The organism is Polynucleobacter sp. AP-Sanab-80-C2, assembly GCF_035012965.1.
GTDB lineage: Bacteria > Pseudomonadota > Gammaproteobacteria > Burkholderiales > Burkholderiaceae > Polynucleobacter.
The window spans coordinates 182,117-207,888 of record NZ_JAYGQS010000005.1; the positions used below are offsets into that span (position 1 = coordinate 182,117).

At 44.7% G+C, this 25,772-nt stretch carries 25 protein-coding genes and 1 pseudogene; 11 read left to right on the forward strand and 15 right to left on the reverse strand.

The genetic code is table 11. The annotated features are described in order from the left end of the window. Positions 1-5 precede the first annotated feature (5 nt). From gmhB to VC178_RS09540, 8 genes are all read right to left on the reverse strand, one after another. The gene (gene gmhB, locus VC178_RS09505) at positions 6-578 is read right to left on the reverse strand and encodes a D-glycero-beta-D-manno-heptose 1,7-bisphosphate 7-phosphatase (RefSeq protein ID WP_323482359.1); all 573 of its coding nucleotides are present in this window, start codon (positions 576-578) and stop codon (positions 6-8) included. Beyond that, on the reverse strand, positions 575-2,713 hold the full coding sequence (glyS, locus tag VC178_RS09510; protein WP_323482360.1) for a glycine--tRNA ligase subunit beta: 2,139 nt from the start codon (positions 2,711-2,713) through the stop codon (positions 575-577). The genes gmhB and glyS overlap by 4 nt, the downstream gene beginning before the upstream one ends. Continuing rightward, positions 2,710-3,594 carry a glycine--tRNA ligase subunit alpha gene (glyQ, locus tag VC178_RS09515; protein ID WP_215295854.1) on the reverse strand — a complete coding sequence of 295 codons (885 nt, stop codon included), beginning with the start codon at positions 3,592-3,594 and terminating at the stop codon, positions 2,710-2,712. The genes glyS and glyQ overlap by 4 nt, the downstream gene beginning before the upstream one ends. A 59-nt stretch (positions 3,595-3,653) precedes the next feature. Continuing rightward, positions 3,654-5,180 (reverse strand): apolipoprotein N-acyltransferase, encoded by a 1,527-nt coding sequence (gene lnt / locus VC178_RS09520; protein ID WP_323482361.1) that lies wholly within the window; start codon positions 5,178-5,180, stop codon positions 3,654-3,656. 8 nt (positions 5,181-5,188) lie between these two features. After that, entirely contained in the window at positions 5,189-6,025 is an 837-nt protein-coding gene (locus VC178_RS09525; protein WP_323482362.1) for an HlyC/CorC family transporter, read from the reverse strand. Between the two features lie 37 nt (positions 6,026-6,062). Then, positions 6,063-6,542, reverse strand: coding sequence for an rRNA maturation RNase YbeY (gene ybeY / locus VC178_RS09530; RefSeq protein WP_323482363.1), 480 nt, complete (start codon positions 6,540-6,542; stop codon positions 6,063-6,065). After that, a complete protein-coding gene (gene miaB / locus VC178_RS09535; RefSeq protein WP_323482364.1) occupies positions 6,532-7,878 on the reverse strand; it encodes a tRNA (N6-isopentenyl adenosine(37)-C2)-methylthiotransferase MiaB in 1,347 nt (448 codons plus the stop codon). The genes ybeY and miaB overlap by 11 nt, the downstream gene beginning before the upstream one ends. A gap of 65 nt (positions 7,879-7,943) precedes the next feature. Further along, complete coding sequence (locus VC178_RS09540) at positions 7,944-9,206, reverse strand: putative Na+/H+ antiporter (RefSeq protein WP_323482365.1); 1,263 nt, start codon at positions 9,204-9,206, stop codon at positions 7,944-7,946. A 58-nt stretch (positions 9,207-9,264) separates the two neighbouring features. Between VC178_RS09540 and VC178_RS09545 the strand changes: the two genes are divergently transcribed. Both VC178_RS09545 and VC178_RS09550 read left to right on the forward strand, forming a co-directional pair. Then, positions 9,265-9,675 carry a rhodanese-like domain-containing protein gene (locus VC178_RS09545; protein WP_323482366.1) on the forward strand — a complete coding sequence of 137 codons (411 nt, stop codon included), beginning with the start codon at positions 9,265-9,267 and terminating at the stop codon, positions 9,673-9,675. Between the two features lie 45 nt (positions 9,676-9,720). Next, positions 9,721-10,113: an OsmC family protein gene (locus VC178_RS09550; protein WP_251369992.1), complete on the forward strand. Its 393-nt coding sequence runs from the start codon at positions 9,721-9,723 to the stop codon at positions 10,111-10,113. A gap of 56 nt (positions 10,114-10,169) precedes the next feature. Here VC178_RS09550 and VC178_RS09555 read toward each other — a convergent pair whose 3' ends face one another. Then, positions 10,170-10,457, reverse strand: a complete 288-nt coding sequence (locus VC178_RS09555; protein ID WP_216126861.1) for a membrane lipoprotein lipid attachment site-containing protein — start codon at positions 10,455-10,457, stop codon at positions 10,170-10,172. Between the two features lie 45 nt (positions 10,458-10,502). Further along, complete coding sequence (locus VC178_RS09560; protein WP_323482367.1) at positions 10,503-10,871, reverse strand: Rap1a/Tai family immunity protein; 369 nt, start codon at positions 10,869-10,871, stop codon at positions 10,503-10,505. Positions 10,872-11,008: 137 nt separating this feature from the next. Between VC178_RS09560 and VC178_RS09565 the strand changes: the two genes are divergently transcribed. Next, positions 11,009-12,211: an ammonium transporter gene (locus VC178_RS09565; protein ID WP_323482368.1), complete on the forward strand. Its 1,203-nt coding sequence runs from the start codon at positions 11,009-11,011 to the stop codon at positions 12,209-12,211. Between the two features lie 65 nt (positions 12,212-12,276). Next, the gene (locus VC178_RS09570; RefSeq protein ID WP_216126850.1) at positions 12,277-12,801 is read left to right on the forward strand and encodes a gamma carbonic anhydrase family protein; all 525 of its coding nucleotides are present in this window, start codon (positions 12,277-12,279) and stop codon (positions 12,799-12,801) included. A gap of 8 nt (positions 12,802-12,809) precedes the next feature. Here VC178_RS09570 and VC178_RS09575 read toward each other — a convergent pair whose 3' ends face one another. The 3 genes from VC178_RS09575 to VC178_RS09585 are packed head-to-tail and all read right to left on the reverse strand — an operon-like array spanning position 12,810 to position 15,108. Further along, positions 12,810-13,793: a tripartite tricarboxylate transporter substrate binding protein gene (locus VC178_RS09575; RefSeq protein ID WP_323482369.1), complete on the reverse strand. Its 984-nt coding sequence runs from the start codon at positions 13,791-13,793 to the stop codon at positions 12,810-12,812. Between the two features lie 42 nt (positions 13,794-13,835). Continuing rightward, complete coding sequence (locus VC178_RS09580; RefSeq protein WP_323482370.1) at positions 13,836-14,594, reverse strand: SDR family oxidoreductase; 759 nt, start codon at positions 14,592-14,594, stop codon at positions 13,836-13,838. 49 nt (positions 14,595-14,643) lie between these two features. Continuing rightward, positions 14,644-15,108, reverse strand: a complete 465-nt coding sequence (locus tag VC178_RS09585) for an Lrp/AsnC family transcriptional regulator (RefSeq protein ID WP_323482371.1) — start codon at positions 15,106-15,108, stop codon at positions 14,644-14,646. 219 nt (positions 15,109-15,327) lie between these two features. Between VC178_RS09585 and VC178_RS09590 the strand changes: the two are divergent. From VC178_RS09590 to VC178_RS09600, 3 genes and pseudogenes are all read left to right on the forward strand, one after another. Continuing rightward, positions 15,328-16,230, forward strand: a pseudogene (locus VC178_RS09590) (2-oxo acid dehydrogenase subunit E2); the annotation flags it as partial. A gap of 34 nt (positions 16,231-16,264) precedes the next feature. Beyond that, on the forward strand, positions 16,265-18,904 hold the full coding sequence (mdeB, locus tag VC178_RS09595; RefSeq protein ID WP_323482372.1) for an alpha-ketoglutarate dehydrogenase: 2,640 nt from the start codon (positions 16,265-16,267) through the stop codon (positions 18,902-18,904). Between the two features lie 67 nt (positions 18,905-18,971). After that, positions 18,972-20,309, forward strand: a complete 1,338-nt coding sequence (locus tag VC178_RS09600; protein WP_323482373.1) for an NAD(P)H-dependent oxidoreductase — start codon at positions 18,972-18,974, stop codon at positions 20,307-20,309. 16 nt (positions 20,310-20,325) lie between these two features. Here VC178_RS09600 and VC178_RS09605 read toward each other — a convergent pair whose 3' ends face one another. After that, on the reverse strand, positions 20,326-21,222 hold the full coding sequence (locus VC178_RS09605; RefSeq protein ID WP_323482374.1) for a LysR substrate-binding domain-containing protein: 897 nt from the start codon (positions 21,220-21,222) through the stop codon (positions 20,326-20,328). A gap of 150 nt (positions 21,223-21,372) precedes the next feature. On the opposite strand from VC178_RS09605, the gene VC178_RS09610 reads away from it, so the two are divergent. From VC178_RS09610 to VC178_RS09625, 4 genes are all read left to right on the forward strand, one after another. Further along, positions 21,373-22,212, forward strand: coding sequence for a class II aldolase/adducin family protein (locus VC178_RS09610; RefSeq protein ID WP_215295838.1), 840 nt, complete (start codon positions 21,373-21,375; stop codon positions 22,210-22,212). A gap of 44 nt (positions 22,213-22,256) precedes the next feature. Further along, positions 22,257-23,813: a Rieske 2Fe-2S domain-containing protein gene (locus VC178_RS09615; protein WP_323482375.1), complete on the forward strand. Its 1,557-nt coding sequence runs from the start codon at positions 22,257-22,259 to the stop codon at positions 23,811-23,813. Between the two features lie 100 nt (positions 23,814-23,913). Next, positions 23,914-24,165, forward strand: coding sequence for a 2Fe-2S iron-sulfur cluster-binding protein (locus VC178_RS09620; RefSeq protein WP_251370118.1), 252 nt, complete (start codon positions 23,914-23,916; stop codon positions 24,163-24,165). Continuing rightward, positions 24,155-25,099 carry a 2-dehydropantoate 2-reductase gene (locus VC178_RS09625; protein ID WP_323482376.1) on the forward strand — a complete coding sequence of 315 codons (945 nt, stop codon included), beginning with the start codon at positions 24,155-24,157 and terminating at the stop codon, positions 25,097-25,099. Before VC178_RS09620 ends, VC178_RS09625 begins: the two co-directional genes overlap by 11 nt. Here VC178_RS09625 and maiA read toward each other — a convergent pair. Further along, on the reverse strand, positions 25,092-25,760 hold the full coding sequence (gene maiA / locus VC178_RS09630; protein WP_323482377.1) for a maleylacetoacetate isomerase: 669 nt from the start codon (positions 25,758-25,760) through the stop codon (positions 25,092-25,094). The genes VC178_RS09625 and maiA overlap by 8 nt on opposite strands. Positions 25,761-25,772: the final 12 nt, after the last annotated feature.

The window sequence follows — 25,772 nt, forward strand, 5'->3', positions numbered from 1 at the left end:
ATATCCTAGACTTGGTTTTCTAGCAGTGTAGTTGCAAAAGCCATCAAATCAGCATGAATTTGAGTGCCTTCAGGTAAACCACCTGTTGCAAGCGTCTTTTGCCCCTTGCCTGTGAGAACTAAATGGGGTGATGCACCCAATGCAATTCCTGCCTGAAGATCTCGCAAGGAATCGCCCACAATAGGAACGCCCAATAAAGGTTGATTGCTACTCGCTCTTTTATAGCGCAGGGCAATCTCTTTCATGAGGCCAGGCGCTGGCTTGCGGCAATCGCATCCATGGGCATCGGTGTGTGGGCAAAAGAAAATGCTGTCGATGCTTCCGCCCAAAGGTTGCAGCAGTTTTTCCATTTTGCTATGCATCGCATGCAAATCGGTAATCGCAAAATAACCTCTTGCTAATCCAGATTGGTTGGTCGCAACTGCAATTTGATAGCCTGCTTGATTGAGTAGGGCAATAGCCTCGAGGCTGCCGGGAAGTGGTACCCACTCATTTACAGATTTAACGTAGTCGTTACGATCTTCATTAATCACGCCGTCGCGATCGAGAATAATGAGTTTCGAAGAGCTAGTGCTCATGCTAGTTTGCCGAGATCGGCAACGAGATTCATTTTCTGGTGAAGTTGTTGCAGGAGCGCTAAGCGGTTATCGCGCAGCTCGGGATTGGGATCCATCACCATCACATCTGCAAAGAACTGATCAATCGGCTTACTTAAAGCGACAAGTGCTTTTAAGAGCTCTACAAATTGACGCTTTTCATAGGCCGCATTCAGGGCTGGTGTTATGGCCTCTAATGCTTGATGCAGATTAATCTCAGCTGGAATTTGCAAGAGCTTATTTGAGCAGTTTGCAGCAATATCTGTGGTGGTTTTTTTGAGAATATTGCTGATGCGTTTATTGGCAGCAGCTAATTGCGCCGCCTGCGGTAGAGCATTAAATTCACGAAGTGCACTTAAGCGCTCAATCAGATCATTAATCTGAGCTGGTGATTGACTTAGAACAGCATCAATTTCTGCGCTAGTAAATGGTTTCCCAGCAACTGATTGGTCGCGTAAGTATGCGCGTAGGCGATCGATGATGAATTCATAAATATCCGCTGCTTTGGCTTTCTCTTGCACATCTTTCTGAGAAAACTGTGAGCGTGCGAGCTCAATGATATCCGGTAGGCTTAAGGCAAGATTCTTCTCTAAGAGCAAGCGGCAAATACCTAGTGCATGACGACGCAATGCATAGGGGTCTTTATCGCCAGTTGGCGCTAAACCTACACCCCAAATACCAACCAGGGTTTCTAATTTATCCGCAATCGCAAGAATCGTGCCAGTCTGTGTTAGGGGAATTGCATCGCCTGCAAAGCGTGGCATATAGTGCTCGCTACAAGCAGCTGCTACATCAGTATTTTCGCCGTCATGCGTTGCATAGTAACGTCCCATGATGCCTTGGAGTTCCGGGAACTCACCAACCATATCGGTGAGTAAGTCTGTCTTAGCGATTTCAGCTGCGCGACTAGCTAGCTTCTCATCGGCGCTTATTTTTTTGGCGATACCAGTAGCAATACCTTGAACACGCTTAGTGCGATCGAGTTGATTGCCTAACTGATTGTGATAAACCACCTTGCCTAAATCAGCAACCCGAGAAGCTAATGAGCGTTTTTGATCTTGCTGGAAGAAAAAGCGTGCATCAGAAAGGCGAGGACGAACAACGCGTTCATTACCAGAGATGATAGCCTCTGGTGTAGTCGTTTCAATGTTGGAGACAATCAAAAAGCGATTGCGCAATTTACCTTGCTTATCTGTCAGGGCAAAGTATTTTTGATTGGTCTGCATGGTGAGGATCAAGCATTCCTGAGGAACCTCTAAGAACTCTTGGTCAAATCGGCATTCATAAATGGCTGGCCATTCAACGAGGGCAGTGACTTCATCTAGCAGACTATCAGGCATTAAGACTAGATCTTCACCAGCAGCTTTCAAAAGAGCAGCTTCAATTTGGCCGCGACGTTTATTGAAGCTTGGGATAACCTTAGCTTTACTTTCAAGATCTTTTTCATATTGATCTGCAACACTAATACTAAGAGTGCCTGGAGCTAAGAAACGGTGACCCTCAGTTTGATTGTTAGCCTCAATACCTAGACCATGTATTTTGAGAACAGTGTTGCCATGCAAGGCAATCATGCTATGGGCCGGGCGAGCAAATTGAACATCTGCTAATTCGCCATTTTTTTGTTGCACTTGATAGTGCATCATTTTGGCAATCGGTAATTTACTGAGTGTTTGCTCAAGCGCAGTTTGTGCCGTTTTTTCAAGTGCTGCACCCTTGGCTATCACGTTAAGGTAAAGAGCCTCATTCTTACCTTCACCTGATTTTTCTAAAGTGACTAGATCAATATCTGTATATCCAAGTGCCGCTAATTTTTTAAGTAGTGGAGGGGTTGCTTTACCCTCAGGGTCATAAGCAATGCTGGTGGGAAGCAGCTTCTCTCTTATTGGATAGTCTTCTGCCTGACTAAGCACATGGCTAATCTGAACTGCTAAACGACGCGGAGTAGCAAAGCTTGTAACAGCGGAGTCGTCTGTTGTTAGATTGGCGGATTTTAGGTGAGTAAAAATACCGTCACTGAAAGCCTCACCCAAACGACGTAAGGATTTTGGTGGCAATTCTTCTGTAAAGACTTCAATCAATAAGTTAGCTGATTGAGAGTTTGAATGTGATGTGCTCATACTTTAGACTGGTGTTGACACATAGGAAAGCCAAGTTTTTCTCGGGATTCAAAATAGGCTTGCGCAACTGCGCGGGATAGATTTCGAATACGACCGATATAGGCAGCACGTTCCGTAACAGAGATGGCACCCCTTGCATCCAAGAGGTTGAAGGTATGCGCTGCTTTCAGCACCATCTCATAAGCAGGTAATGCTAGGGGCACTTCCATCAAGCGTTTTGCTTCACTTTCATAATTACTGAAGTTTGCAAACAGCAGATCGGTATTGGAGTGCTCAAAGTTGTAGCAAGATTGCTCTACTTCATTCTGGTGATAAACATCGCCATAAGAGATGCCTTCAGCCCAAACAAGGTCGTACACGTTTGAGCAATTTTGAATGTACATTGCCAGGCGTTCGATACCATAAGTGATTTCGCCTAAGACGGGCTTGCAATCTAAGCCGCCTACTTGCTGAAAATAGGTGAATTGCGTTACTTCCATGCCATTGAGCCAAACTTCCCAGCCCAAACCCCACGCACCTAGCGTTGGGTTTTCCCAATCATCTTCTACAAAGCGAATGTCATTTTCTTTTAGATCAAGACCAAGGGCAGATAGGGACCCCAAGTAGAGCTCAAGAATATTTTCTGGGGCTGGCTTAAGAACAACTTGATATTGATAGTAGTGTTGCAAGCGATTTGGATTCTCGCCATAACGACCATCTTTAGGTCTGCGCGATGGCTGAACATAGGCAGCTTTCCAGGGTTCTGGACCAATGGCTCTGAGGAAAGTAGCGGTATGGGATGTGCCTGCGCCCACCTCAAGGTCAATGGGTTGTAATAGGGCACAACCTTGTTGGTCCCAATAATCTTGAAGTTTGAGAATGATTTGCTGAAAAGTAAGCATGTTTAACCTGGCTAAGCCATTGATTTTACATGGCTAGGGCGTCGCAGAGTTAAAAAAGACTAAAAACGTCTATGGCGAATAAAGGCCCAGATCAAGAGGAGGCAAGAAATGCTCAAAATTGGGAAATTTCCCCAAACGACAAAAGGTGTTTTTCCAGCATAGGCTTGAACTTGGGTGCTTAAGCTTGCTTGGGTAAATTCCGGGAGTGATTGCAGTACTTTGCCATCAGGACCTAAGACGGAGCTGATGCCGGTGTTTGTCGCTCGTAGAGCAGGTAACCCCGTTTCGAGAGAGCGTAATTGCGATAGTCTTAATTGTTGGGCAGGAGCTTGAGATTTACCAAACCATGCAAGGTTGGTTAAGTTGATTAAGAGATTTGTGGGCTCAGAATTATTGCGGATACGACTTGCAAGCTCGCCACCAAAGACATCCTCATAGCAAATTGTGATTGCGGCATGCAGTGCAGCTTGGTCTTTGCGAGCAATAGTGAAATGAGCTTGATCATTTCCGCCTCTAGCGAAATCACTCAAAGGAACACTAAAGGCATTTACAAACCAGCGAAAGCCAGGGGGAATAAATTCCCCAAAGGGGACTAGATGATTTTTGTCATAGCGATAAGGTTTTGATTCGGCTGAAAGACCTAAAGCACGATTCGAATATTCTCTACCATCATTGGGGATTGGATTTCTCCCAATCACTCCAAAAAGTAAATTACTGCCCGTTTGATTAGAAAAGTTCTGTAAGTTTTCAATGAGATGGGCTGGCAGATTATTTTCTGGCCACGGAAATGCAGTCTCAGGAGCAACAATCAGTTGCGCGCGTGATTGGTATATAGAGTTTTCATAAAACTGAATCTGCTTTAGCACACCTTCTGGTCGAAAAATCAAACTTTGCGCAAAGTTTCCTTGTATCAACTGAACTGTAATAGGTTGCCCGGTCGGCTGAGTAAAACTCCATAGACTAGACAGGCTGGTGATCAAGGTAAGCAAAGCTATTGATGCTGTGCTCGTGAAAAAAGCTTTTTTGAGTCGTAGTAATTGCCAGGAGGTGTATACAGTTAAAAAAGTACATCCCAGCCCGCCTAAATAAGGCGCAATCGAAGCAAAGGGGCCATTGACTTGGCTCTCAGCTAGTCCCATCCAAGGAAAGCCAGTAAATATTTCACCGCGCAGATACTCGCTGATCACCCAGCTCGATGCCAAGAAAAATCCCAGCAGACTGGAGTCTTTGAAAATACGAATCGATAGGCTGGCAGCAGAAAAATAGAGGGCTACATAGGCCGAAAGTAAAAATACAGCCATACAAGAAAGCAGCGAGTTCATGCCGCCGACATCATGCAGGCTAATGTAAAGCCACCACAAACCCACTACGAAGTAGCCGAGACCAAAAGCAAGGCCATGCACAAAAAATTTCTTCAGCGATTCAGATTCTTGCGCTCTTAATTGCCACCAAATCACGCTGAGGAGGGAGATTTGAATCCAGCCGCTATAGGGTAGTTCTGCAGCTCCAGCAAGTAATCCGCCCAATACGAACAGTATCAGCAGTGCCACTGCTTTCTTGTGCTTAGAAGATTGCTGATCAACCAAGCCAGTCCTTAGTCTGCTTTTTTAGCTTTTTGTCGCGCTAGCAGGATATGAATTTGCCGTGGATCAGCGCGCTGAACTTCGAATTCAATGTCATTCATCTCAATCAGTTCGCCTATCTTGGGAACGCGCCCTAAGTGGTGAATCACCAGGCCTGCAACAGTTTCGATATCTTCTTCAGCAAAGTGCGTGCCAAGGGCTTCATTCAGTTGCTCAAGTTCGGTAATACCTTTAACGCGAATATCGCCATTATCTAAGGAGATAATATTGTCGGCCTCTTCGTCGATATCGTGCTCATCTTCAATATCACCAACAATTTGCTCCAGTACATCTTCGATCGTGATGATGCCTGCAATACCGCTGTATTCATCTACTACAACAGCTAAGTGATTTCGATTGTCTTTGAAGTCGCGCAATAGAACACTCAAACGCTTAGATTCGGGAATAAATACTGCGGGGCGCAACCAATCACGCACCTGAAAATCTTTTTCAGTGGAATGACGTAATAAATCTTTGGCTAACAAGATGCCAATGACATTGTCACGGGATCCTTCAAAAACAGGAAAACGAGAGTGAGCTGCTTCAATTGCGATCCTTACAATTTCAGGTAAGGGTTGACTGATATCGATCCAGTCGATTTGGGCGCGCGGGACCAAGATATCTCGCGCGCACAATTGACCCACCTGAAATACACCCTCAATCATGGAGAGAGCATCGGCATCAATTAAGCCTTCGGTTTGTGCTTCGCGCAGCGTTTCAATGAGTTCTTGACGGCGTTCGCTGGGGCTAGTTGGCTGAGGGGATAAAAAATCAGCTAGGCGATCTAAGAGGGATTTGGGGTCGGGCATATTGCAAGAATAGCTTAGAAAGATGTCGGAGTAAAAATTAGGTCGCTAAATAAGGGTTCGGAAACCCCAATTTTTTAAGAAGGCTGATTTCCATAGCCTCCATCTTTTTAGCGTCCTTTTCAGCCTCATGATCAAATCCCTGAGCATGAAGGCAGCCATGAACTACTAAATGCGCTAAGTGCGCTTTCAATGTTTTTTCTTGTACTTTGGCCTCTTGCTGGATCACTGGCAGGCAAAAAATAATATCCGCTGCAACACTATTTTTAGAGCACTCGTAGGGAAAAGTCAGTACATTGGTTGCGTAATCTTTTTGACGATATGCAGTATTCAGTTTTTTACCTTCCGCAGCATTCACAAACCGTAGTGTTAGTAGTCCCACGCTATTCGTGGTGACCTTGACCCATTTTTTAATGAGTGTAGATGATGCTACTTTCACCAAGGCAGATTCAATTGCTGGGCTTGCATACTGAATCTCTATATCGAGCTTGGAAGTTTTTAATTTGGTATTAGTTTGCATGAGCTTCTACCAGTTCACCTCTTAAGGTGTAGTTGAGGACTTCAGTAATTTGAATATCCACCATTTGACCAATCAAAGACTCTATCTCTTGCTTGGGGGCGGTAAAGTGAATTACCCGATTATTTTCTGCGCGGCCTTGCAAATTGACCCCGTCCTTCGCCAATCCTTCGATTAATACTTTTTCAGTATTGCCCAACATTTTTTGACTAATCTGATGAGCTTGGCCTTCGATCACAGCAAGCAGTGTTTGTAAACGTTTGAGCTTGACCTCATAAGGAGTGTCATCAGTTAAGTTCGCTGCTGGGGTGCCAGGCCTTGGGCTAAAGATGAAGCAAAAGCTGTTATCAAATTCGAGTTCTCGAACTATCTTTAAAAGCTTCTCAAAGTCTGCATCCGTTTCCCCCGGAAAGCCCACGATGAAATCGCTAGATAAAGTGAGGTCAGGGCGAACAGCACGCATTTTTCGAATAATGCTTTTGTACTCCAAGGCTGTATAGCCGCGCTTCATTGCGGATAAGATCGTGTCTGAAGCATGTTGCACTGGTAGGTGTAAGTGGCTTACGAGCTTTGGCACCTTGGCGTAAACATCAATCAAGCGCTGTGTAAATTCTTTTGGGTGGCTGGTAGTAAAGCGAATACGTTCAACTCCAGGAATCTCTGCAATGTATTCAACTAAAAGGGCAAAGTCAGCAATCTCTTCTGTGTGACCCATTCTGCCAAGATAAGCATTGACGTTTTGGCCAAGCAAGACAATCTCTTTAACGCCCTTGCTCGCAAGTCCAGCGACTTCGGCAAGTACATCATCGAATGGTCTAGAAACTTCTTCTCCACGGGTATAGGGAACGACACAATAGCTGCAATACTTTGAGCAGCCTTCCATAATAGAAACGTAGGCAGAGCCACGAGTCTGACGCGAGGCAGGGAGATGATCAAACTTTTCTATCTCTGGAAAAGAAATATCTACCTGAGAAATACCGGTTTTGCGACGTTGCGCAATCAGGTCAGTTAATCGATGTAAAGTTTGCGGACCAAATACCACATCAACATAGGGTGCTCGACTCACAATTTGTTGACCTTCTTGACTAGCTACGCAACCGCCAACTCCGATGAGTAATTCAGACTTTGTTTTTTTAAGCTCGCGTAAGCGACCGAGATCAGAAAAGACTTTGTCTTCCGCTTTTTCTCGAATCGAACAGGTATTTAAGAGCACGACATCTGCATCTTCAGGAGAGTCTGTCATGACCATGCCTTCATCAGCATGCAGGAGATCGGCCATCTTGCCCGAGTCATACTCGTTCATTTGACAGCCAAAGGTTTTGATATAGAGCTTTTTCATATGCCGTTCTCAGGTTTACAACTGGGGGCGAAGCTCAGATTTTACTGTGAAGTGCTTTGCTTTACCTATAAGAGGCGAAATGCTGCAATAGCGACTAATGTGGGTGGTAACGCAGCAAGCAGTAAATAAAGTGCTGAAACGGCGCCCCCCGGAAAGTAACTGCGCAATATCGCAATACCCGCTGGATTTGGGGCATTGGCAATGACTGTGAGACCGCCGCCAGCAACAGCGCCCCCTACTAATGCTAATTTGAATTCGAGTGAGGTACCTGACACTAGTGAACCTAAGTAAGTTAATGCCGCGTTATCGGTAATCGCAGTTAAGACTAGGCTTCCATAAAACACTGCTGTAGGGCTCATCATTTCCAGAATGGGTTGCAACCACCATCCTTGAAGAGCGCCTAAGACAACCAATCCCGCCAAGAAAAATCCAACTAGGAGTGCTTCTTTGATAATGAGCGGGCTTTGATGTTTTGGATAGGCTGTAGTGAAGCCAATAAAAAATAATAAGAGCCACATAAAAATAATAGGATCGTGTGCAAATACGACTACGCCTAGTAAAAAGATTAGGTGCATCGTAATGACGACAACTGGAATCTTGATAGGTTTATGAGACTCGTTTGGTTCAATTAGTTGTTTCTGAAATAAGAGCGTTGCGCCAAGAGCGTTGATAAAAATCGCAACACAAGATTCAAAACCAAAATGCGTGAACATGAATGCCGAACTCCAACCCCAGGTTGAGGCAACCATGAGTACTGGTGGCGCAGCAAAGTTAGTCAGCGTTCCACCAATCGAAATGTTCACAAACAGTACCCCTAGGGTCCCAAACAGCAAGGCCTTCGAGCACTGGTGGCGGTATACCAAATCGCGCAGCAAAAAAGCTGCTAAGGTCATCGCTGCCGGCTCAGTAATGAGAGAGCCCAAGAGCGGTGTGATCCCTAGAGTCAGAAAATAAAGGGTTGGAGCGCTACGAGTGCGCAGTAAGGCTTGCATACCTTTGGCAATGGTATGCAAGAGTTGTGTCGAAAAATACAAAATGGGTTTACTGCCAGCCACAATCATGATGGCAAAGACAAACAACGGCTCTGTAAAGTTACGTTGATCTAAATAGGTTTTTGCAGCGCCTAAATGATCGATAAAAGATATGTAGATAATGAGAACGGCAGCCCAAAAGCCGAAGACAATTTCTACCTCGCCCAGGAGATGCCAAAGACCAGCATGTTTCGGGATGGTTTTAGCGAGAGATTCAAAATAACTAGTACAAAAGGTGTGCAAGACTGCGATTGCAAAAATAATACTTGCACCAAGTTCTGTGAGAGTAAAGTTCATAGGAGAATGTTAGCAGGTGACCAAGCAATACAAAACATTGGCACTTTAGGAGATTTTGGTGAAATTAAAGATTGGATATCAGGCTCTGATTAATGGCGCTATGGCGCAAATTGAAACAGTTCCTTTGAATCAGGCGCAAGAATTATTGTCGGATTCCGATACGGTATTTGTGGATATTCGTGATGTAAGAGAGCTCGAGCGAGAGGGCATGATTCCCAATGCTTTGCATGCTCCGCGGGGGATGCTGGAATTTTGGGTTGACCCCGATAGTCCTTATTACAAGCCTATTTTTGGCGAAGGCAAGCGACTAGTTTTATATTGTGCTTCTGCCTGGCGCTCAGCCTTGGCGACCGAGACTTTGCAAAAAATGGGCGTACCCAATGTGTGCCATCTGGAGGGCGGATTTAGTTCTTGGAAGAAGGCTGGATTACCTACTGTCGAGAAGATCAGCAAACCCCATGCAAGTTAAATCATTTTTTTTAAAAATCAATATTCAGTTAATCAATTTGGAGAGATGATGAGAAAAGTAGTATCCCAGTTTGGCGATGGCCCGTTGCAACAAAAATTGACTACCGGCGACTTGCATTTTTTATCTGATGCTTACGTGACTCATGGTGGCAATGAAACTGGCCCTACCCCCCATGAGTATTTAGGTGCCGCTTTGGCTGCCTGCACTAGCATGACACTCAAAATGTATTCAACGCGAAAGTCGATGAATTTAGAGAATGCGATTGTGACAGTCGATATTGAGCGAGTAGATGATGTTGAAATATTGATTCGCGACATCCAGTTGCAAGGCAATCTGAGCGCAGAAGAAAAAGAACGATTAATAGAGATTGCTAATAAATGCCCAATTCATAAGGCCTTGGCTGGCGATATCCAAATAAAAACCCAGCTGGTAAATTAATACAAGCTGGGCAGTGTGTGCCTTGAAGTTGCTAAGGCGATAGCTAGATAACTAATTTAGTTAGGCGCATTAGCCGGCTTATTATTTTTACCAGCGTTGTATCCAGAGTTATATTCAGATGCTTGTTCTTTCTTATAAGCGTCATAAACATAACCAGATGCAGCGCCAACAGCTGCGCCACCAACTGCACCCCAGATCGGGTTGCCGTGGAAAATAGCGGTGCCAACTGCACCAGCAGCTGCACCAATACTTGCGCCGGATAGGGTGCGTTGTTCAGTGTTGCTCATATTTGAACAACCGGCAATTGCGAGAGTTGCTACAGTAATCGCGATAATTTTTTTCATATCAACAGATCCTTTAAATTAATTTTTAATTGAAGAGTGCTCGGATTATTTTTTAGCGCATGGAAAGCGTGCGGCCAAAAAGCCCAAAAACACGCCTGCTGCTGGTTTATCAGCAGTTTGTTGATGCTCTTGTCCAAATTTGACGAAATCAGCGATCACTTCATCGCGCGATGGGGCGGGTTGCTTCAGGCAAATAAAAGGTTGTGCGCGTTGTGGATGACGTGTAGCCAGATAAGTGTCATAAATTGCGGTGGAGTAGCCAATACAGAAGCTGCGGGATTCTGGGCTAGCAGGTAATTTGCAAACGTTTATAAGTTCTTGGGTACTCAGTAACTTTACGTTGGCGTTTGATTGAGCTTGTACTAGGCCAGAAAATGCCGTAAAAGCAGCTAAAAAAACGAGGACTTTCTTCATGGGTTCTCCCTTGGGTGTATGTAAAACCATCATAAACCATAAATATACCTAATTTATGCACTAAATAAGTGCAATTTGCACCTATTTAGATTTTTTTATTCCCCATAATGATGCAAAAAATAGAAGGGGAAAATCATATGGAAATTTTGAAATCAGGTACTGATGCTTTGTTTATTTTGCTCGGCGCAATCATGGTTCTTGCCATGCACGCTGGCTTTGCCTTCTTAGAACTCGGAACGGTTCGTAAGAAGAATCAAGTGAACGCTTTAGTAAAAATTTTGGTCGACTTTGCTGTTTCGACCATCGCTTACTTTTTTATTGGCTACAGCATTGCCTATGGCGTGAGCTTTTTCTCCGGCGCTGAATTACTAGCTGAGAAAAATGGTTATGAGTTGGTAAAGTTTTTCTTCTTATTAACTTTTGCTGCTGCAATTCCAGCAATTATTTCAGGCGGTATTGCTGAGCGCGCTAAATTTAATCCACAGCTAATCGCAACATTTGTATTGGTGGGTTTTGTGTATCCCTTCTTTGAGGGTATTGCTTGGAATCAGCACTACGGTATTCAGGCTTGGATCAAAGGCTTGACCGGTGAGGAGTTCCACGACTTTGCTGGTTCTGTCGTAGTCCACGCAGTTGGTGGTTGGATCGCTTTGCCGGCAGTGGTTCTCTTGGGTGCGCGCCGTGGTCGCTATACCAAAGAGGGCCAAATCTCCGCACATCCACCATCTAGTATTCCTTTCTTGGCATTGGGTGCTTGGATTTTGGCGGTAGGTTGGTTTGGTTTTAATGTGATGAGTGCGCAAACAATCGACAAAATCAGTGGTTTAGTTGCTATGAACTCTTTGATGGCAATGGTCGGTGGCACCCTTGCTGCATGGGTAGTTGGACGCAACGATCCTGGCTTTACCTATAACGGACCTCTTGCAGGTTTGGTAGCAGTATGTGCCGGATCCGACTTAATGCATCCGGTTGGTGCTTTAGTGGTTGGCTTAGTTGCAGGCACCTTGTTTGTCTATATGTTTACCTTGGTACAAAACCGCTGGAAGATTGATGACGTACTCGGCGTCTGGCCTTTGCATGGATTATGTGGCTTGTGGGGTGGTCTGGCTGCTGGCATCTTTGGTGCCAAGGCATTGGGTGGAATTGGCGGAGTAACTTTTACGGGTCAGCTGATTGGCAGTGTCTTAGGGGTTGGTATCGCTTTGATCGGCGGCATCTTAGTCTATGGAACCTTAAAAGCTGTCCTTGGAATTCGGATGTCACAGGAAGAAGAATTTGAGGGGGCTGACTTAAGTGTGCATCGTATTTCCTCTACTCCAGATCGTGAGCCGAACTGGTAATTCTTTTGCAGTAAGTGATAGCTTTAGTCTTTCATATATGGCCTGATTCATACCTATAATGAGTCATGGCTATATATGAACTAGACGGAAATGCCCCTCAATTAGCGGAAGGTGCTTGGGTTGCTGAGAGCGCAGAAGTGATTGGTAGGGTTGAGCTTCATCAAAGCGCTAATATTTGGCCCAAAGTTGTGATCCGCGGCGATAACGATCTGGTTCAAGTTGGTGAAGGCAGTAATGTGCAAGATGCATCAGTACTTCATACAGATCCTGGCTATCCTCTCTTGATTGGCAAGAATGTGACTGTGGGTCACCAAGTGATGCTCCATGGCTGCAGTATTGGTGATGGCAGCCTAATTGGAATTGGCGCAGTAATTTTGAATGGCGCCAAGATTGGTAAGCATTGTTTGGTTGGTGCTGGTGCCTTAGTTACTGAAGGTAAAGAATTTCCAGATGGCTCGATGATTATTGGCTCTCCTGCTAAAGCAGTGAAAGTCCTCACGCCAGAGCAAATTACAAGTATCGGCGAAATCGCTGGACGCTATGTAAAAAATGCACAGCGTTATATTAAGACGCTCAAAAAAATTGATTAAGTTTTGAACTATTCAACGCTGAGCTTTAGTTCTTTAGCCAAATTACTGTAGTCAACAATTTCTTTGCTGATGCGTACCTTCAGTTCGGCTGGGGTGCTTGGCATTGGTTCAATGCCAAGTGCTTGCAATTGTTTGCGCATCTCTGGGTCACTTAGCACGGACACAATTGCTCGATTGAGTTTATCGATGATTGCTTGATCGGTGCCTGCGGGCGCCATTAATCCATTCCAAGTGCCCACGTCGATTGCTATTCCAGACTCAATTAAGGTGGGCACATTTGGTAGGGTGCTAGAACGTTTTGCAGTTGTCACGGCCAATGTTTTTGTTTTTCCATCCTTGATATGAGGCAGGGCGGATGGAATCGTATCAAACATGACCGATATTTGACCGCCAAGCAAATCAACTACAGCAGGAGCACTACCGCGATACGGTATATGAGTTAAGCTGGCGCCCGTTTTAATTTTGAACATCTCTCCAATAAGGTGATGTGCAGACCCCGGTCCAACTGAAGCGTAATCATATTTATCGGAATTTACTTTGCTTAGGACAACTAATTCTTTGATGTTATTTGCTGGAATGGATGCATTTACCACTACAACATTGGGAATCATTCCTACCGTTCCAATCGGAATCAAATCCTTATCAATACGGTAATTGAGTTTTGGGAAAACGGATTGGGCAATCGTGAGATGTAAGGTTCCCATCAGTAGCGTGTATCCATCAGGTGCAGCTTTTGCAACAAAATCTGCGCCAACTGTACCGGAGGCGCCAGATTTATTCTCGATCACAATCGATTGCCCGAGTACTTTTCCGAGGGCTGGGCCGAGATTACGCGCCATTGCATCAGTGCTACCTCCCGCAGGGAAGGGGATAACCAGTTTTATCGAGCGATTTGGATAATCATTATCTGGGGCAGAGATAGCATGAAAACTGGGTAAGAGTGTGGCAGCAATTACCAGGGAAAGTACCTTACGACGATGCGAGTTTTTCATGACTTATCCCTGCTAATGATCATTTGAGCCACGGTAATTTAATTAACCTCTGCCAACAAAAGGCATGTTGGTAGCCATGATTGTCATTGAGAGAATATTGCTCTCTAGTGGAAGTTGGGCCATGTGGAGAACCGCTTCTCCAACATGGTCAACATCCATGCGCGGCTCAACTTTAATTGATTGATCGGCCTGCATGATTCCGGCAGCCATACGCTCAGTCATTTCGGTTGCTGCATTGCCAATATCAATTTGACCGCAAGCAATATTAAATGGGCGGCCATCAAGCGAAATTGTTTTTGTTAAGCCGCTAATCGCATGTTTAGTGGCTGTATAGGGCGCTGACATTGGTCTTGGTGCATGTGCGGAGATTGAGCCATTATTAATAATTCTGCCACCTTGAGGTGATTGCGCTTTCATCATGCGAATTGCTTCTTGAGAACACAAGAATGCGCCGCAGAGATTTGAATTCACCACATTCATCCACTGCTCGTATGTCAAGTCTTCCATCGGAATTGCTGGGGCGCCAATACCTGCATTATTAAAAAGCACATCAATGCGTCCAAAGCGTTCTTTTAGGGCGGCGAATAATTTTTTTACTTGGTCAGGCTGTCCAACATCACAAGTGATCGCAAGACAGTTCTCGCTTGTTCCGCCGATATCGATAATTGCCTTTTCTAGTTTCTCTAGATTGCGCCCAGTGACAACGACCTGATAGCCTCCTTTAAGAAGCGCTTTAGCTGCTGCCCTTCCAATCCCTACTCCTGCTCCAGTGACGAGTGCTACTTTATTTTTTTGTGGCATTACTTTCTTTCTTAATAGTGTCTCAGATAAATTCTATATTGCCCTACTTTTACTTTGGTAATGGTAAGGCAGTTTTATAGCGTACTTGTTTTAAGGCAAAGCTAGAGCGAATTTTTTCAATCCCAGGGATAGGTGTTAATTGCTCCAGGATAAATTTTTCCAATGCACCCATATCAGCTACTGCCACCCGGATAAGATAGTCACTATCACCAGTCATCAGATAGCACTCCATAACCTCATCGTGTTCAGAAATGCGTTGTTCAAATGCAGCCAACGCTTCTTTAGACTGCTCTTTCAGGCTAATAGAAATAAAGACATTTAAGCCAAGCCCTAAAACCTTGGGGTCTGCCAGAGCAACATAGTTTCTGATGACACCTTTATCTTTCAATGCTTTGACGCGCATGAGGCACGGTGACGGGGATAGGTGAACCCGCTTAGCTAGCTCCACATTGCTATGGGAGCTATCATTCTGGAGTTCGTTCAAAATTCTGATATCTATGGGGTCTAGCTTCATAAAATTCCTCAAAAATTACTAATATCAGCATATTATGCTGAAAATTAAGATTTATAGATCATTATTAGCATCCTATTTTGCCTGTAATCCAACACAATAAAGTCATTGAAACACCCGTGAATGGTTGGAGGGGTTGTGGGTATTGAGATTGCATTTCCTGGAGTTGAGAATTTGCTACAAATTGAAAGGGATCAAGCCGCTGCTGGGCCCGAGTTTTGGGCTGGCCCATCCACTAGAAAATTTGCACGTGAATTTGGTGTCGATATTGGGCAAGTTCACGGTAGTGGCCAAAGAGGTCGAGTTACCAAAGAAGATGTTCAGCAATTTATCAAGCACTCCATGTTGGCAAGAGAGCGTGTTCCTTCTCAAGTGAGTCATGGCATTCCAGGTTTTAATCTTCTGCCTTGGCCTAAAGTGGACTTTACAAAGTTTGGAGAAATAGAACGCCAAGCTCGCAGTCGCATTCAGAAAGTTTCAGCTGCCAATCTAGCGCGTAATTGGGTCATGATTCCGGCAGTAACCTATCACGATGATGCTGACATTACTGATTTGGAAGAGTTTCGTGCCGCATTAAATAAAGAGAATCAGAAAGATGAAGTAAAAATTACTTTGTTGGCATTCTTAATCAAAGCCGTAGTTGCTGCTCTTAAGCGGTACCCCACATTGAATTCTTCGCTCGATGGCGAAGATCTTATTTTGAAAAAGTATTTCCATATCGGCTTTGCAGTAGATACTGCAGGCGGTCTCGTCGTACCCATGATACGTAATGCTGATCAGAAAGGCATTCGCGAGATCGCCAAAGAGACTGCTGGGTTAGCCCTGCTGGCTCGAGAAGGAAAGCTGAAGCCAGATCAGATGCAGGGCGCATCTTTTACGATCTCTTCATTGGGCGGTATTGGTGGCACCTACTGCGCTCCCATTGTGAATGCACCCGAAGTAGCTATTTTAGCGGTGAATAAGTCGGCCACGAAGCCTGTGTGGAATGGTTCACAATTTGTTCCACGTTTGATTTGCCCACTATCCATGACCGCTGATCATCGCGTCATTGACGGCGCCTTAGCTACGCACTTCACTACCCATCTCACCCAATTATTGGGTGATTTTCGTAAGGTGATGTTATGAATTTAGAACATAAAAAGTTACAGAGGAATTTTTCGTGAACGCTCCCGATATCAAAAAATATTTAAATCCAGAGCACATCGACACTGATCCTGCAGAAACCGCGGAGTGGAATGAGGCCTTTATGGATTTGCTCGCTTCAGGCGATAGTGCGCGGGCTAAATTCATTCTGGATAATTTAGTAAAGCTGGCTAACAAAAATCAAATTAATTGGGTGCCTGATTTAGTCACACCTTATATCAACTCGATCCCTGTGGATCAGCAGCCTCCTTTTCCAGGAGATCTTGCGATTGAAGAAAAGTTGGCTTCACTCATGCGGTGGAATGCGCTGGCAATGGTCGCGAAAGCAAATGAAGCCTATGGTGAATTGGGTGGTCATATTGCTAGCTATGCTAGTGCAGCAGATTTATTTGAGGTTGGGTTTAATCATTTTTTCCGCGCAAGGACTGAGGGTGGTGATGCTACTGAGCGTGGGGACTTGGTTTTCTTTCAGCCACATAGTGCTCCGGGGGTATATGCCCGCGCATATTTAGAGGGACGACTGACTGAAAATGATCTTGCCCATTACAGACGCGAGATTACTGCGCCTGAATCAGGAGCAAGAGGTTTATCAAGCTATCCACATCCTTGGTTAATGCCAGATTTTTGGCAGTTTCCAACAGGCTCAATGGGGATTGGTCCGATAAGCTCGATTTATCATGCGCGTTTTATGCGCTACCTCAGTGATCGTAAATTACTAGATTGCTCAACTAGAAAAGTCTGGGGTGTATTTGGTGATGGCGAGATGGATGAGCCAGAAAGTATGAGTGCTCTGACATTGGCCTCCAGAGAGAAGCTGGATAACTTAGTTTGGGTGGTCAATTGCAATCTACAACGTTTGGATGGCCCAGTACGTGGCAACGGCAGAATTATTGATGAGCTAGAAAAACTGTTTAGAGGTTCTGGTTGGAACGTTATCAAATTAGTTTGGGGTAGTGATTGGGATGGGCTTTTTGCAAGAGATACTACCGGAGCGCTGGTTAAGGCTTTTGCACAAACTGTCGATGGACAAATGCAAACATTTGCAGCAAAGGATGGCAGCTTTAATCGCAAAAATTTCTTTGGACAAAATGAAGAATTAGCACGCCTTGCTCAAGGAATGACGGATGAGCAAATCGATCGACTGAAAAGAGGCGGTCATGATTTAGTCAAAATCCATGCAGCCTATCAAGCCGCTGCCAACCATTTAGGTCAACCTACCGTGATCTTGGCCCATACTAAAAAAGGGTATGGCATGGGCAATGCTGGTCAAGGAAAAATGACTACCCATAGCCAGAAAAAGTTAGACGATGAGGCTTTGATCGAATATCGCAATCGCTTTAACTTACCATTGACCGATGAACAGGCTACTAGCCTCACTTTCTTTAGGCCTGATGAGAATAGTGAAGAGCTCAAATATCTAAAAAATCAGCGCAATCATCTTGGCGGACATCTACCTAAGCGCTATTCAGAATGCGACAAGCTCAATGTGCCTGATATCACTTCATATGCAGCTTTTGCCATCAAGGCTGAAGATAAAGAGATGTCCACAACGATGGCTTTTGTGCGCATGCTTGGAAATTTGCTGAAAGATAAACAGTTGGGACCTAGAGTGGTACCCATTGTTGCAGATGAAGCACGCACATTTGGTATGGCCAATCTATTTAAGCAGGTTGGTATTTACTCCAGTGTTGGCCAACGCTATGAACCAGAAGATATTGGTTCTGTACTTAGCTATCGCGAGGCATTGGATGGACAAATTTTGGAAGAGGGTATTAGTGAGGCGGGAGCCATTGCAAGCTGGACTGCTGCAGCAACTAGCTATAGCGTCCACGGAATTGCGATGTTGCCTTTTTATATTTATTACTCGATGTTTGGCTTTCAGAGAATTGGCGATGCGATCTGGGCGGCTGCTGATCAACGTGCTAGGGGATTTTTATTGGGCGCGACCTCTGGTAGAACAACATTAGGTGGCGAAGGCCTGCAGCACCAAGATGGTAGTAGCCAACTCGTTGCTGCAACCATTCCGAATTGCAAGGCATATGATCCTGCTTTTGCTGGCGAGTTGGCGGTGATTGTGGAGCAAGGTATGCGGGACATGCTAGTTGATCAAAAAGATTTGTTTTATTACATCACCCTCATGAATGAGAACTACGCCCAACCTGATTTGCCTGAGAACGTAACTGAGGGCGTTATTCGTGGGTGCTATAAGTTCAAGACAATGAAGACCGCCAAGGGTGATGGTAATTCTTATGTGAGTTTGCTGGGTTCCGGTGCCATCATGACCGAGGTATTAAAAGCGGCAGAGATGCTTGTTCATTCTGGAATCCATGTTGATGTATTTAGCGTGACTAGTTGGAGTGAGTTAGCAAGGGATGGTAAGACAAAAGAGCAAGCAAGACTTTCAGGTGAGTCTGATGTTGAGCAGGCATTTATTAGCCAGGTTCTAGCACAAGGTCACGGCCCAATTATTGCGGCAACTGACTATGTCCATGCTTTACCAGAAAGCATACGTGCCTATATTCCAGAAGATAGAAGTTACATCACGCTCGGTACGGATGGTTTCGGTAGAAGTGATACAAGAGCTGCCTTACGTGAGTATTTCGGCGTAAATGCAAATAGCATTTATAAGGTAGCGCAAGCATCATTGAAAAAATAATATTTGCTCTTGATGCCTTATGATGACTTCATTATTTTTGATTACTGAATTTACTGGAGATTTTTAGATGTCCCTGATTCAAAAGCTCAAAGCACGCGCTGCTAACAATAACCCCGTGCGTGTAGGCATCATTGGCGCTGGTAAATTTGGCTCGATGTATCTCTCGCAAGTACCGCGTACTCCAGGCATTCATTTGGTTGCGGTGGCTGACCTTTCTCCTGCGCGCGCCAAAGAATCGCTGGCTAGGGTAGGCTGGGATGCACCTCGCTATAGCGCTACATCATTGCAAGATGCTGCTAAGTCGGGCGCCACTTTTGTGACTGATGAGGCAGAAAAAATGATCGCTAGTGAGCACGTTGATATTGTGATTGACTCTACAGGCAGCCCTGCTGCTGGTATTCGACATGCCCTGCTTTGTTTTGATCATCGCAAGCACATCATTATGGTCAATGTAGAAGCAGATGTTTTAGCAGGACCATTACTGGCACGCAAAGCAGCAGAGGCGGGCGTGATTTACTCGATGGCTTCTGGAGATCAGCCTGCTCTTATTGCGGAGCTGGTGGATTGGGCAAGAACGATTGGCTTAGAAGTGGTGTGTGCAGGTAAGGGCACTAAATATTTACCTGTCTATCATCAGTCCACACCCGATACCGTTTGGGGTCACTATGGATTTTCTGAGGAGCAAGTTGCTGGCGGTGACTTCAATGCGCAAATGTTCAATTCTTTTTTGGATGGCACGAAATCTGCGCTGGAAATGGCTGCAGTGTCAAACGCTTGCGATTTAAATCCGCCAAGCAATGGATTAGAGTTTCCACCTTGCGGAGTGGACGACTTGCCACATATTTTCCGACCGATTTCCGAAGGTGGGATCCTGACTCAAAAAGGAACTGTTGAGGTGGTATCTTCAGTTGAGAGAGATGGGCGTCCGGTATTTAGGGATTTACGTTGGGGTGTTTTTGCAGTGTTTGAAGCGCCCAGTCAATATGTGATTGATTGCTTCTCACAATACGGCCTAAAAACAGATAACACCGGTAAATATGCAGCGATGTATAAGCCTTATCACTTGATCGGTCTGGAGTTGGGTATTTCAGTAGCCAGTATTGCGGTACGTGGAGAGGCTACTGGAGCGACTGGCGATTGGAAGGGTGATGTAGTGGCTACCGCTAAGCGTACGCTCAAAGCGGGCGAGAAGTTGGATGGAGAGGGTGGCTTCACTGTCTACGGAAAACTGATGACTGCCTCAGATTCATTAAAGCTCGGAGCTCTACCTATTGGTTTGGCTCACAACATGGTGTTGAATAAGGATATTCCAGCAGGAAAGCCAGTGTGCTGGAGTGATGTAGATTACGATGCCACTAAGCAAGCCATTCAATTTCGTCGTGAAATGGAAAAAGTGTTTAGCTAATAAATGAGCCATTACTTTAGCTTGTAGCAATACCAGCCTTAATGCATATCCAGTCTTTGAAGACTTTAATTTTTTGACTGTTTTTAGTATTTGACCGATAGGATAAAAAATGGGTTCTATCGGTAGTCGGTAAAAAGATACCTTTGCCCAGTTCCACAAGCTCTCCACGCGATAGTTCTCTTTCGGCAAAGCGCACACTCTCAAGCACGGCACCGATGCCATCTACTGCAGCCGATACAGAAAGGGCTGCACGATCAAATGACATCTTCCGTGTCGATGGGTTTTTGAGATGATTAATCTCAAACCATTGCTCCCAGGTATGGTGATTAAGTGAAGACTCAATCAAGGTTAATTTACTCATTAATTCTTCTACTGGAATTCTTGGGTCAATTAATTCAGGGGAACATAGTGGCGCAATGTTTTCTTCTCCTAAAGATAGGGAAGTAATTCCTGGGCCTTCATGAGTCGATTGATAAGAGATGGCAATATCAATTTCTTGATTGCGCAATAGGTCAATGGGCTCAGCTCCGGAAGTGAGTCGAATGGTGATATCAGGATTATCTTTAATGAACTCTGGCAGTCTTGGACTGAGCCATTTGGCTGCAAAACTGGGTGAGCAGTGCAAGGCAAGAACTTGTGAGTTTGGAGCAAGGGTTACTTCATTGCATGCTGCTTCAATGACATCAAATACTCTGGAGAGTGAATCTAATAAACGCCGCCCTTCAGCTGTCGGCTCAACTTTACGGTTCTTTCGCAAAAATAGCGGCTTACCAAAATAGTCTTCAAGCTCTTTAATTTGATGGCTAATGGCTGACTGAGTGAGATGTAGCTCATGAGCAGCCAAAGTAAAGCTTTCGAGGCGTGCAGCCGCTTCAAAAGCTCGCAAAAGTACATAATTTGGTATTTTTCTCATGTAAATAGAATATACATGATTTTCATTCATCTATTCATGAATGGTTATCGTTTGTCAAAACCCTCGGGAAAGCCGATGATTACGGCTTGGTTATAGTTTGAGTGTTCTCAAAACACCAAATTCGCTTCAATTACAGAAAAAGGAATTCACATGGCTGAGGTAATGGAGAAAGAACGTAAATTGGACTTGGGCGACAGAGAGTCTATTTATCAACCTGAAGACAAATCCCAGATTTTTCCCTACCAAGCAAAATTCAATAGTTTTGCTGAGGAACGTCAGCATCTCAAGGAGCGATTGGTTGCTGCTTGCCGAGCATTCGCCTTAGAAAAGTTTGATTATGGATTTGCAGGACATTTAACTGTGCGTGATCCGGAACATCCAAATCTGTACTGGACGAATCCAATGGCAGTGCATTTTGATCAAGTAAAAGTGTCTAACTTAATCTTGGCAGACCATGAAGGCAATATTTTGGAGGGTAAGCATGCATTGAATCGTGCTGGATTTGTATTGCACGCAGCAGTTCATGAAAAACATCCCGATATCGTGGCTATGTGTCATGCACATACAGTCTATGGCACAGCCTTTGCGGCACTAGGTAAACCATTGGATCCAATCTCTCAAGATGCCGCAGCATTCTTTGAAGACCATATGGTTTTAGCGGAACAGGCTGGTCAAGTAGCAGTTGAGGATAATTCTGGCTACAACGTAGCAGGTTCTTTGAAAAAAGTGAAAGCGATTATTCACCGTAATCATGGCTTGTTAACAGTAAGTCGTCATAGTATTGAAGCTGCAGCGTTCTGGTTTATCGCTTTAGAGCGTTGTTGTAAGCAGCAGATGATGGTTGAGGCTACAGGTGTTAAGCCTGTGTTGCTATCGCCAGAAACTGCACGCTATAGCCGTGAACACGTGGGCAGCGAATATATTGGTTGGTTGCATTTCCAGCCAATCTGGGGTTATCTAAAAGAAAACCAGCCAGATATGTTTGATTAATTGAACAGTTTTAGATATAGCTAGTTACAACAGGAGTCTCAGTAATGACAAGTAAACAGGAACAAGCGGAGAAAAAGGTCGGCGCATCCGCAGGATCTGCAACGCCTAAGAAATTAGTTCCTTATGGTGGCTACTACACCAATAAAGTTCCAGGGCATGATCCCGAGCTTACAGAAGTTGGTCCCGGCACACCCATGGGTGAGTATATGCGTGGTTTTTGGCATCCGGTATGCATGTCAATTGAATTGACTGACACTCCAAAATTTTTAACCATCTTAGGTGAAGAGTTGGTGGCGTTTCGTGATGGTAGCGGAAGCGTGGGTGTATTGCATGCCCATTGCGTGCATCGTGGCGCTTCACTTGAATATGGGCAAATTCAAGAGCACGGTATTAAGTGCTGCTATCACGGTATGGTGTTTGATGTGGACGGCACTTGTTTGAATGCACCCTTCCCTAAGGGCGAGGAAGCTGAAGCAGAAAAATATGCCTGCTCGATTCAGCAAGGTGCTTACAAAGCATTTGAAAGAAATGGTTTGGTATTTGCATATATGGGACCTCCCGATAAAGAGCCACCATTTCCAGAGTGGGAGTCTGATTTCACGGTAGCCCCCGGCGATGAACTGGTGCCCTATAGCAACTTCCAGCACTGTAATTGGTTACAAGTACAAGACAATGCTGCCGATAACTTCCATACAGCAGAATTGCATGCTGCAAAAAACGTAGTAGGTGGCCATTTTCAAGGTACAACTTTTGATGAAGTGGGCTCCCCAACGATGGAAGTACACCCTGATATGCAGTTTGTGCCAATTCATGGTGGCCGAGGCTTAGCTTGTTCAGGTGCGCGTCGTGTTAATAACGAAAAATTATTTATTCGCGTTCAGCACCAGGTATTGCCAAATCTGAGCTTGCATGCCTATACCTCTGAAGATGGCTCCAATAAAAAATTATTTAGTCGTTTCCATATCATCCGTTGGACAGTTCCAGTCGACGACTTTAATAGCAAGATGATTGGCTGGCGCGTGATGGGCCCTGGTATTGATACTCGCGGTATCGGACAAAAAGAGCTGGTCGGATATGAATCAATCGACTTTTTGGATGGCCAAGTTGCCTTGAGAAGGGCTGAGCGTTTTGGCAATCACACGATTAGCGATATTGTAGATATTCCAGCAGACCATAGGGCGCGATCTAATTACAAGATGGCTCAATACGCGCCTGGTGATTACGAGGCCATCATTAGTCAGAGACCAATCGCTATTCATGCGCTTGAGAATCCAACAAAGTTTGATGCAGGCCCTTATTTATTTAGGAAGATGTTGCGTGATGCCGTTCGTGGCTCTAATCCAGCGGCAAGCGCAGAAGCCTTTGCTGAGTGGTTAAAGGAATTGAATGGCGCACCCAATAGCTATTGTTCAGGTAATGTATTTGAGTTGCCAATTGGCGCCACGACTGAAGAAGAAGTAGCGCAAAGACGCTTTGTTGCAAAGAGCGTGATTGCCATTCTCACCGAAAGCGAGCAGTACAAGGGTAAAGAGCGCTCTGACTTTGTGAAGCAAAAAATGGAAGAGCTTGAGCAAACTGCCAAAGCACAGTTTAAGTATTAATCTATAGATCAGAAGAGATGGGCTGCAATCGCAGCCCATTCTTGATGTGGAGTGAGACAAAAAAGTGAATAAAATTTCCAGCACGGACTCTGAAGGTCTAGTGATTGAGGTTCAGAGTACTGGCCAAAAAATAAATGTTACGCGAGACGAGTCCATTATCGATGCTTTGGCAAGATCAGGCATTGAGATACCGACTTCTTGCCAATCAGGTTTATGTGGTACGTGTAAGACAAGATATATCAGTGGTGACGTAGAGCACGGAGATTGTATTTTGAGTGATGCCGAGCATCAGGAGTACTTAACTCCCTGTATCTCTCATATCAAAATCGGAACACTGGTCCTTGATTTATAAAACACAAAGTAATCAAAAAATATACGTCTTAGGTGCGGGTGCAGTAGGGTGTTACTTTGGTGGCATGTTAGCCCGTGCACATCATGATGTTACTTTTATAGCCAGGCCTGAGCGAGCCACGGCCCTCAATGAATCTGGCTTGCAGATGGATTGCAAAGCATTTCATGAAACGATTGCGGTCAAAGCAAGCTCTGATCTTGCTATTCTGAGTGATGCCGATTTAGTTTTACTCAGTGTGAAGTCGCTCGATACAGAACGCACGCTTGCAGAAATTAAATCTATTTTGCCAAGTAAGGCAGTAATCCTCAGTTTGCAAAATGGGGTAGCCAATATTGATATTGCTACCAAAATCATTGTGAATCCGGTTTATGCGGCGGTGGTCTATGTTGCTGCAAGGATGATTGATCAAAGAACTATGAAACATCATGGTAGAGGTGAGTTGCTGATTGGTGATCCATCAAACACCGTTCCTCAAGGCGATCAAGGGCTTCTAGACATTTGTAAGTTATTTGAAGGGGCAAAGGTTCCGTGTTCGATTGCGCCGCAGATTAAAAGAGATATGTGGCTCAAGTTTTTGGTGAACTGTTCTTTCAATGCGATTTCTGGGATTGGTCAGATTGCTTATGGGGAGATGGTGAAGTCTCCTGGCATTGTGAAACTGATTGAAGAAATTACCAAAGAGTTTCTTGCGATTGCTGAGCTTGAAGATGTCAATATCACGATGTCAGAGGCACTTGCGGCAAATGCTTCTATTGCTAGCACTATGGCTACTCAGGTTTCCTCAACCGCCCAGGATCTGGCTAGAGGAAAAATGACAGAGATTGATTTCTTAAATGGCTTTATTGTCGAGCTAGGCAAGCGGCATGGAATTACGACGCCGTATAACGAATCTGTTCATGTCTTAGTCAAGATGATGGAATCACCAATCAAATAGAGGGGTTTGGCCCTTCTGCATCAATTTGTTTCTCCCATGAAGCATCTATAAACGCAGGTAAATTCATGCACTCATGGAAGATTTTCATGAGAGTAGGGTATGGGCTCATATCCATCTTGGTGCTTAAGGCATTAAATATTTGCGGCACTAAACAAATATCAATCAGGCTAGGTTGATCACCAAAAGTAAAACGCCCAAGGCGTGGATCGCTACATAATTGTTTTTCAACGCTGGCAAGCCCTAACTTGATCCAATGTTGATACCAGGCATCCTTTACTTGATTACTAGCGCCAACTTGTTTAATTAAGTAGCGTAGTACTCGTAAATTACTAATGGGGTGAATATCAATAGCGATATCCATGGCCAAGGAACGTACCCAAGCGCGATCGATCGGTGAACTTGGTAGCAAAGCCGGTTGAGGCGCAACTTCATCAAGGTACTCAATGATGGCAAGTGATTGATGGATGCTATTTTTTCCATCATCAAATAAGGGTACAAGGCGATTGGGGTTTTTACTTGCATACGCCTCAGATAGTTGCTCGCTACCATTTTTATTTAGGTGTACTGGCAGCACTTCATAGTCCACACCTTTGATATTCAATGCGATACGAACACGGAAGGCAGCAGAGCTACGCCAATAGCTATAGAGCTGGGGTTTCATGGAGATGCTTTC

Bases quoted from the DNA above. Each gene is read 5' to 3' on its own strand.
- glyQ (WP_215295854.1), bottom strand. From the start codon at position 3,594: ATGCTTACTTTTCAGCAAATCATTCTCAAACTTCAAGATTATTGGGAC.
- VC178_RS09600 (WP_323482373.1), top strand. From the start codon at position 18,972: ATGTCCCTGATTCAAAAGCTCAAAGCACGCGCTGCTAACAATAACCCC.
- VC178_RS09525 (WP_323482362.1), bottom strand. From the start codon at position 6,025: ATGCCCGACCCCAAATCCCTCTTAGATCGCCTAGCTGATTTTTTATCC.
- VC178_RS09555 (WP_216126861.1), bottom strand. From the start codon at position 10,457: ATGAAAAAAATTATCGCGATTACTGTAGCAACTCTCGCAATTGCCGGT.
- VC178_RS09610 (WP_215295838.1), top strand. From the start codon at position 21,373: ATGGCTGAGGTAATGGAGAAAGAACGTAAATTGGACTTGGGCGACAGA.
- miaB (WP_323482364.1), bottom strand. From the start codon at position 7,878: ATGAAAAAGCTCTATATCAAAACCTTTGGCTGTCAAATGAACGAGTAT.
- maiA (WP_323482377.1), bottom strand. From the start codon at position 25,760: ATGAAACCCCAGCTCTATAGCTATTGGCGTAGCTCTGCTGCCTTCCGT.
- VC178_RS09560 (WP_323482367.1), bottom strand. From the start codon at position 10,871: ATGAAGAAAGTCCTCGTTTTTTTAGCTGCTTTTACGGCATTTTCTGGC.
- VC178_RS09570 (WP_216126850.1), top strand. From the start codon at position 12,277: ATGGCTATATATGAACTAGACGGAAATGCCCCTCAATTAGCGGAAGGT.
- gmhB (WP_323482359.1), bottom strand. From the start codon at position 578: ATGAGCACTAGCTCTTCGAAACTCATTATTCTCGATCGCGACGGCGTG.
- VC178_RS09575 (WP_323482369.1), bottom strand. From the start codon at position 13,793: ATGAAAAACTCGCATCGTCGTAAGGTACTTTCCCTGGTAATTGCTGCC.
- VC178_RS09615 (WP_323482375.1), top strand. From the start codon at position 22,257: ATGACAAGTAAACAGGAACAAGCGGAGAAAAAGGTCGGCGCATCCGCA.
- VC178_RS09580 (WP_323482370.1), bottom strand. From the start codon at position 14,594: ATGCCACAAAAAAATAAAGTAGCACTCGTCACTGGAGCAGGAGTAGGG.
- ybeY (WP_323482363.1), bottom strand. From the start codon at position 6,542: ATGCAAACTAATACCAAATTAAAAACTTCCAAGCTCGATATAGAGATT.
- VC178_RS09605 (WP_323482374.1), bottom strand. From the start codon at position 21,222: ATGAGAAAAATACCAAATTATGTACTTTTGCGAGCTTTTGAAGCGGCT.
- glyS (WP_323482360.1), bottom strand. From the start codon at position 2,713: ATGAGCACATCACATTCAAACTCTCAATCAGCTAACTTATTGATTGAA.
- VC178_RS09585 (WP_323482371.1), bottom strand. From the start codon at position 15,108: ATGAAGCTAGACCCCATAGATATCAGAATTTTGAACGAACTCCAGAAT.
- VC178_RS09550 (WP_251369992.1), top strand. From the start codon at position 9,721: ATGATGAGAAAAGTAGTATCCCAGTTTGGCGATGGCCCGTTGCAACAA.
- VC178_RS09565 (WP_323482368.1), top strand. From the start codon at position 11,009: ATGGAAATTTTGAAATCAGGTACTGATGCTTTGTTTATTTTGCTCGGC.
- VC178_RS09540 (WP_323482365.1), bottom strand. From the start codon at position 9,206: ATGAACTTTACTCTCACAGAACTTGGTGCAAGTATTATTTTTGCAATC.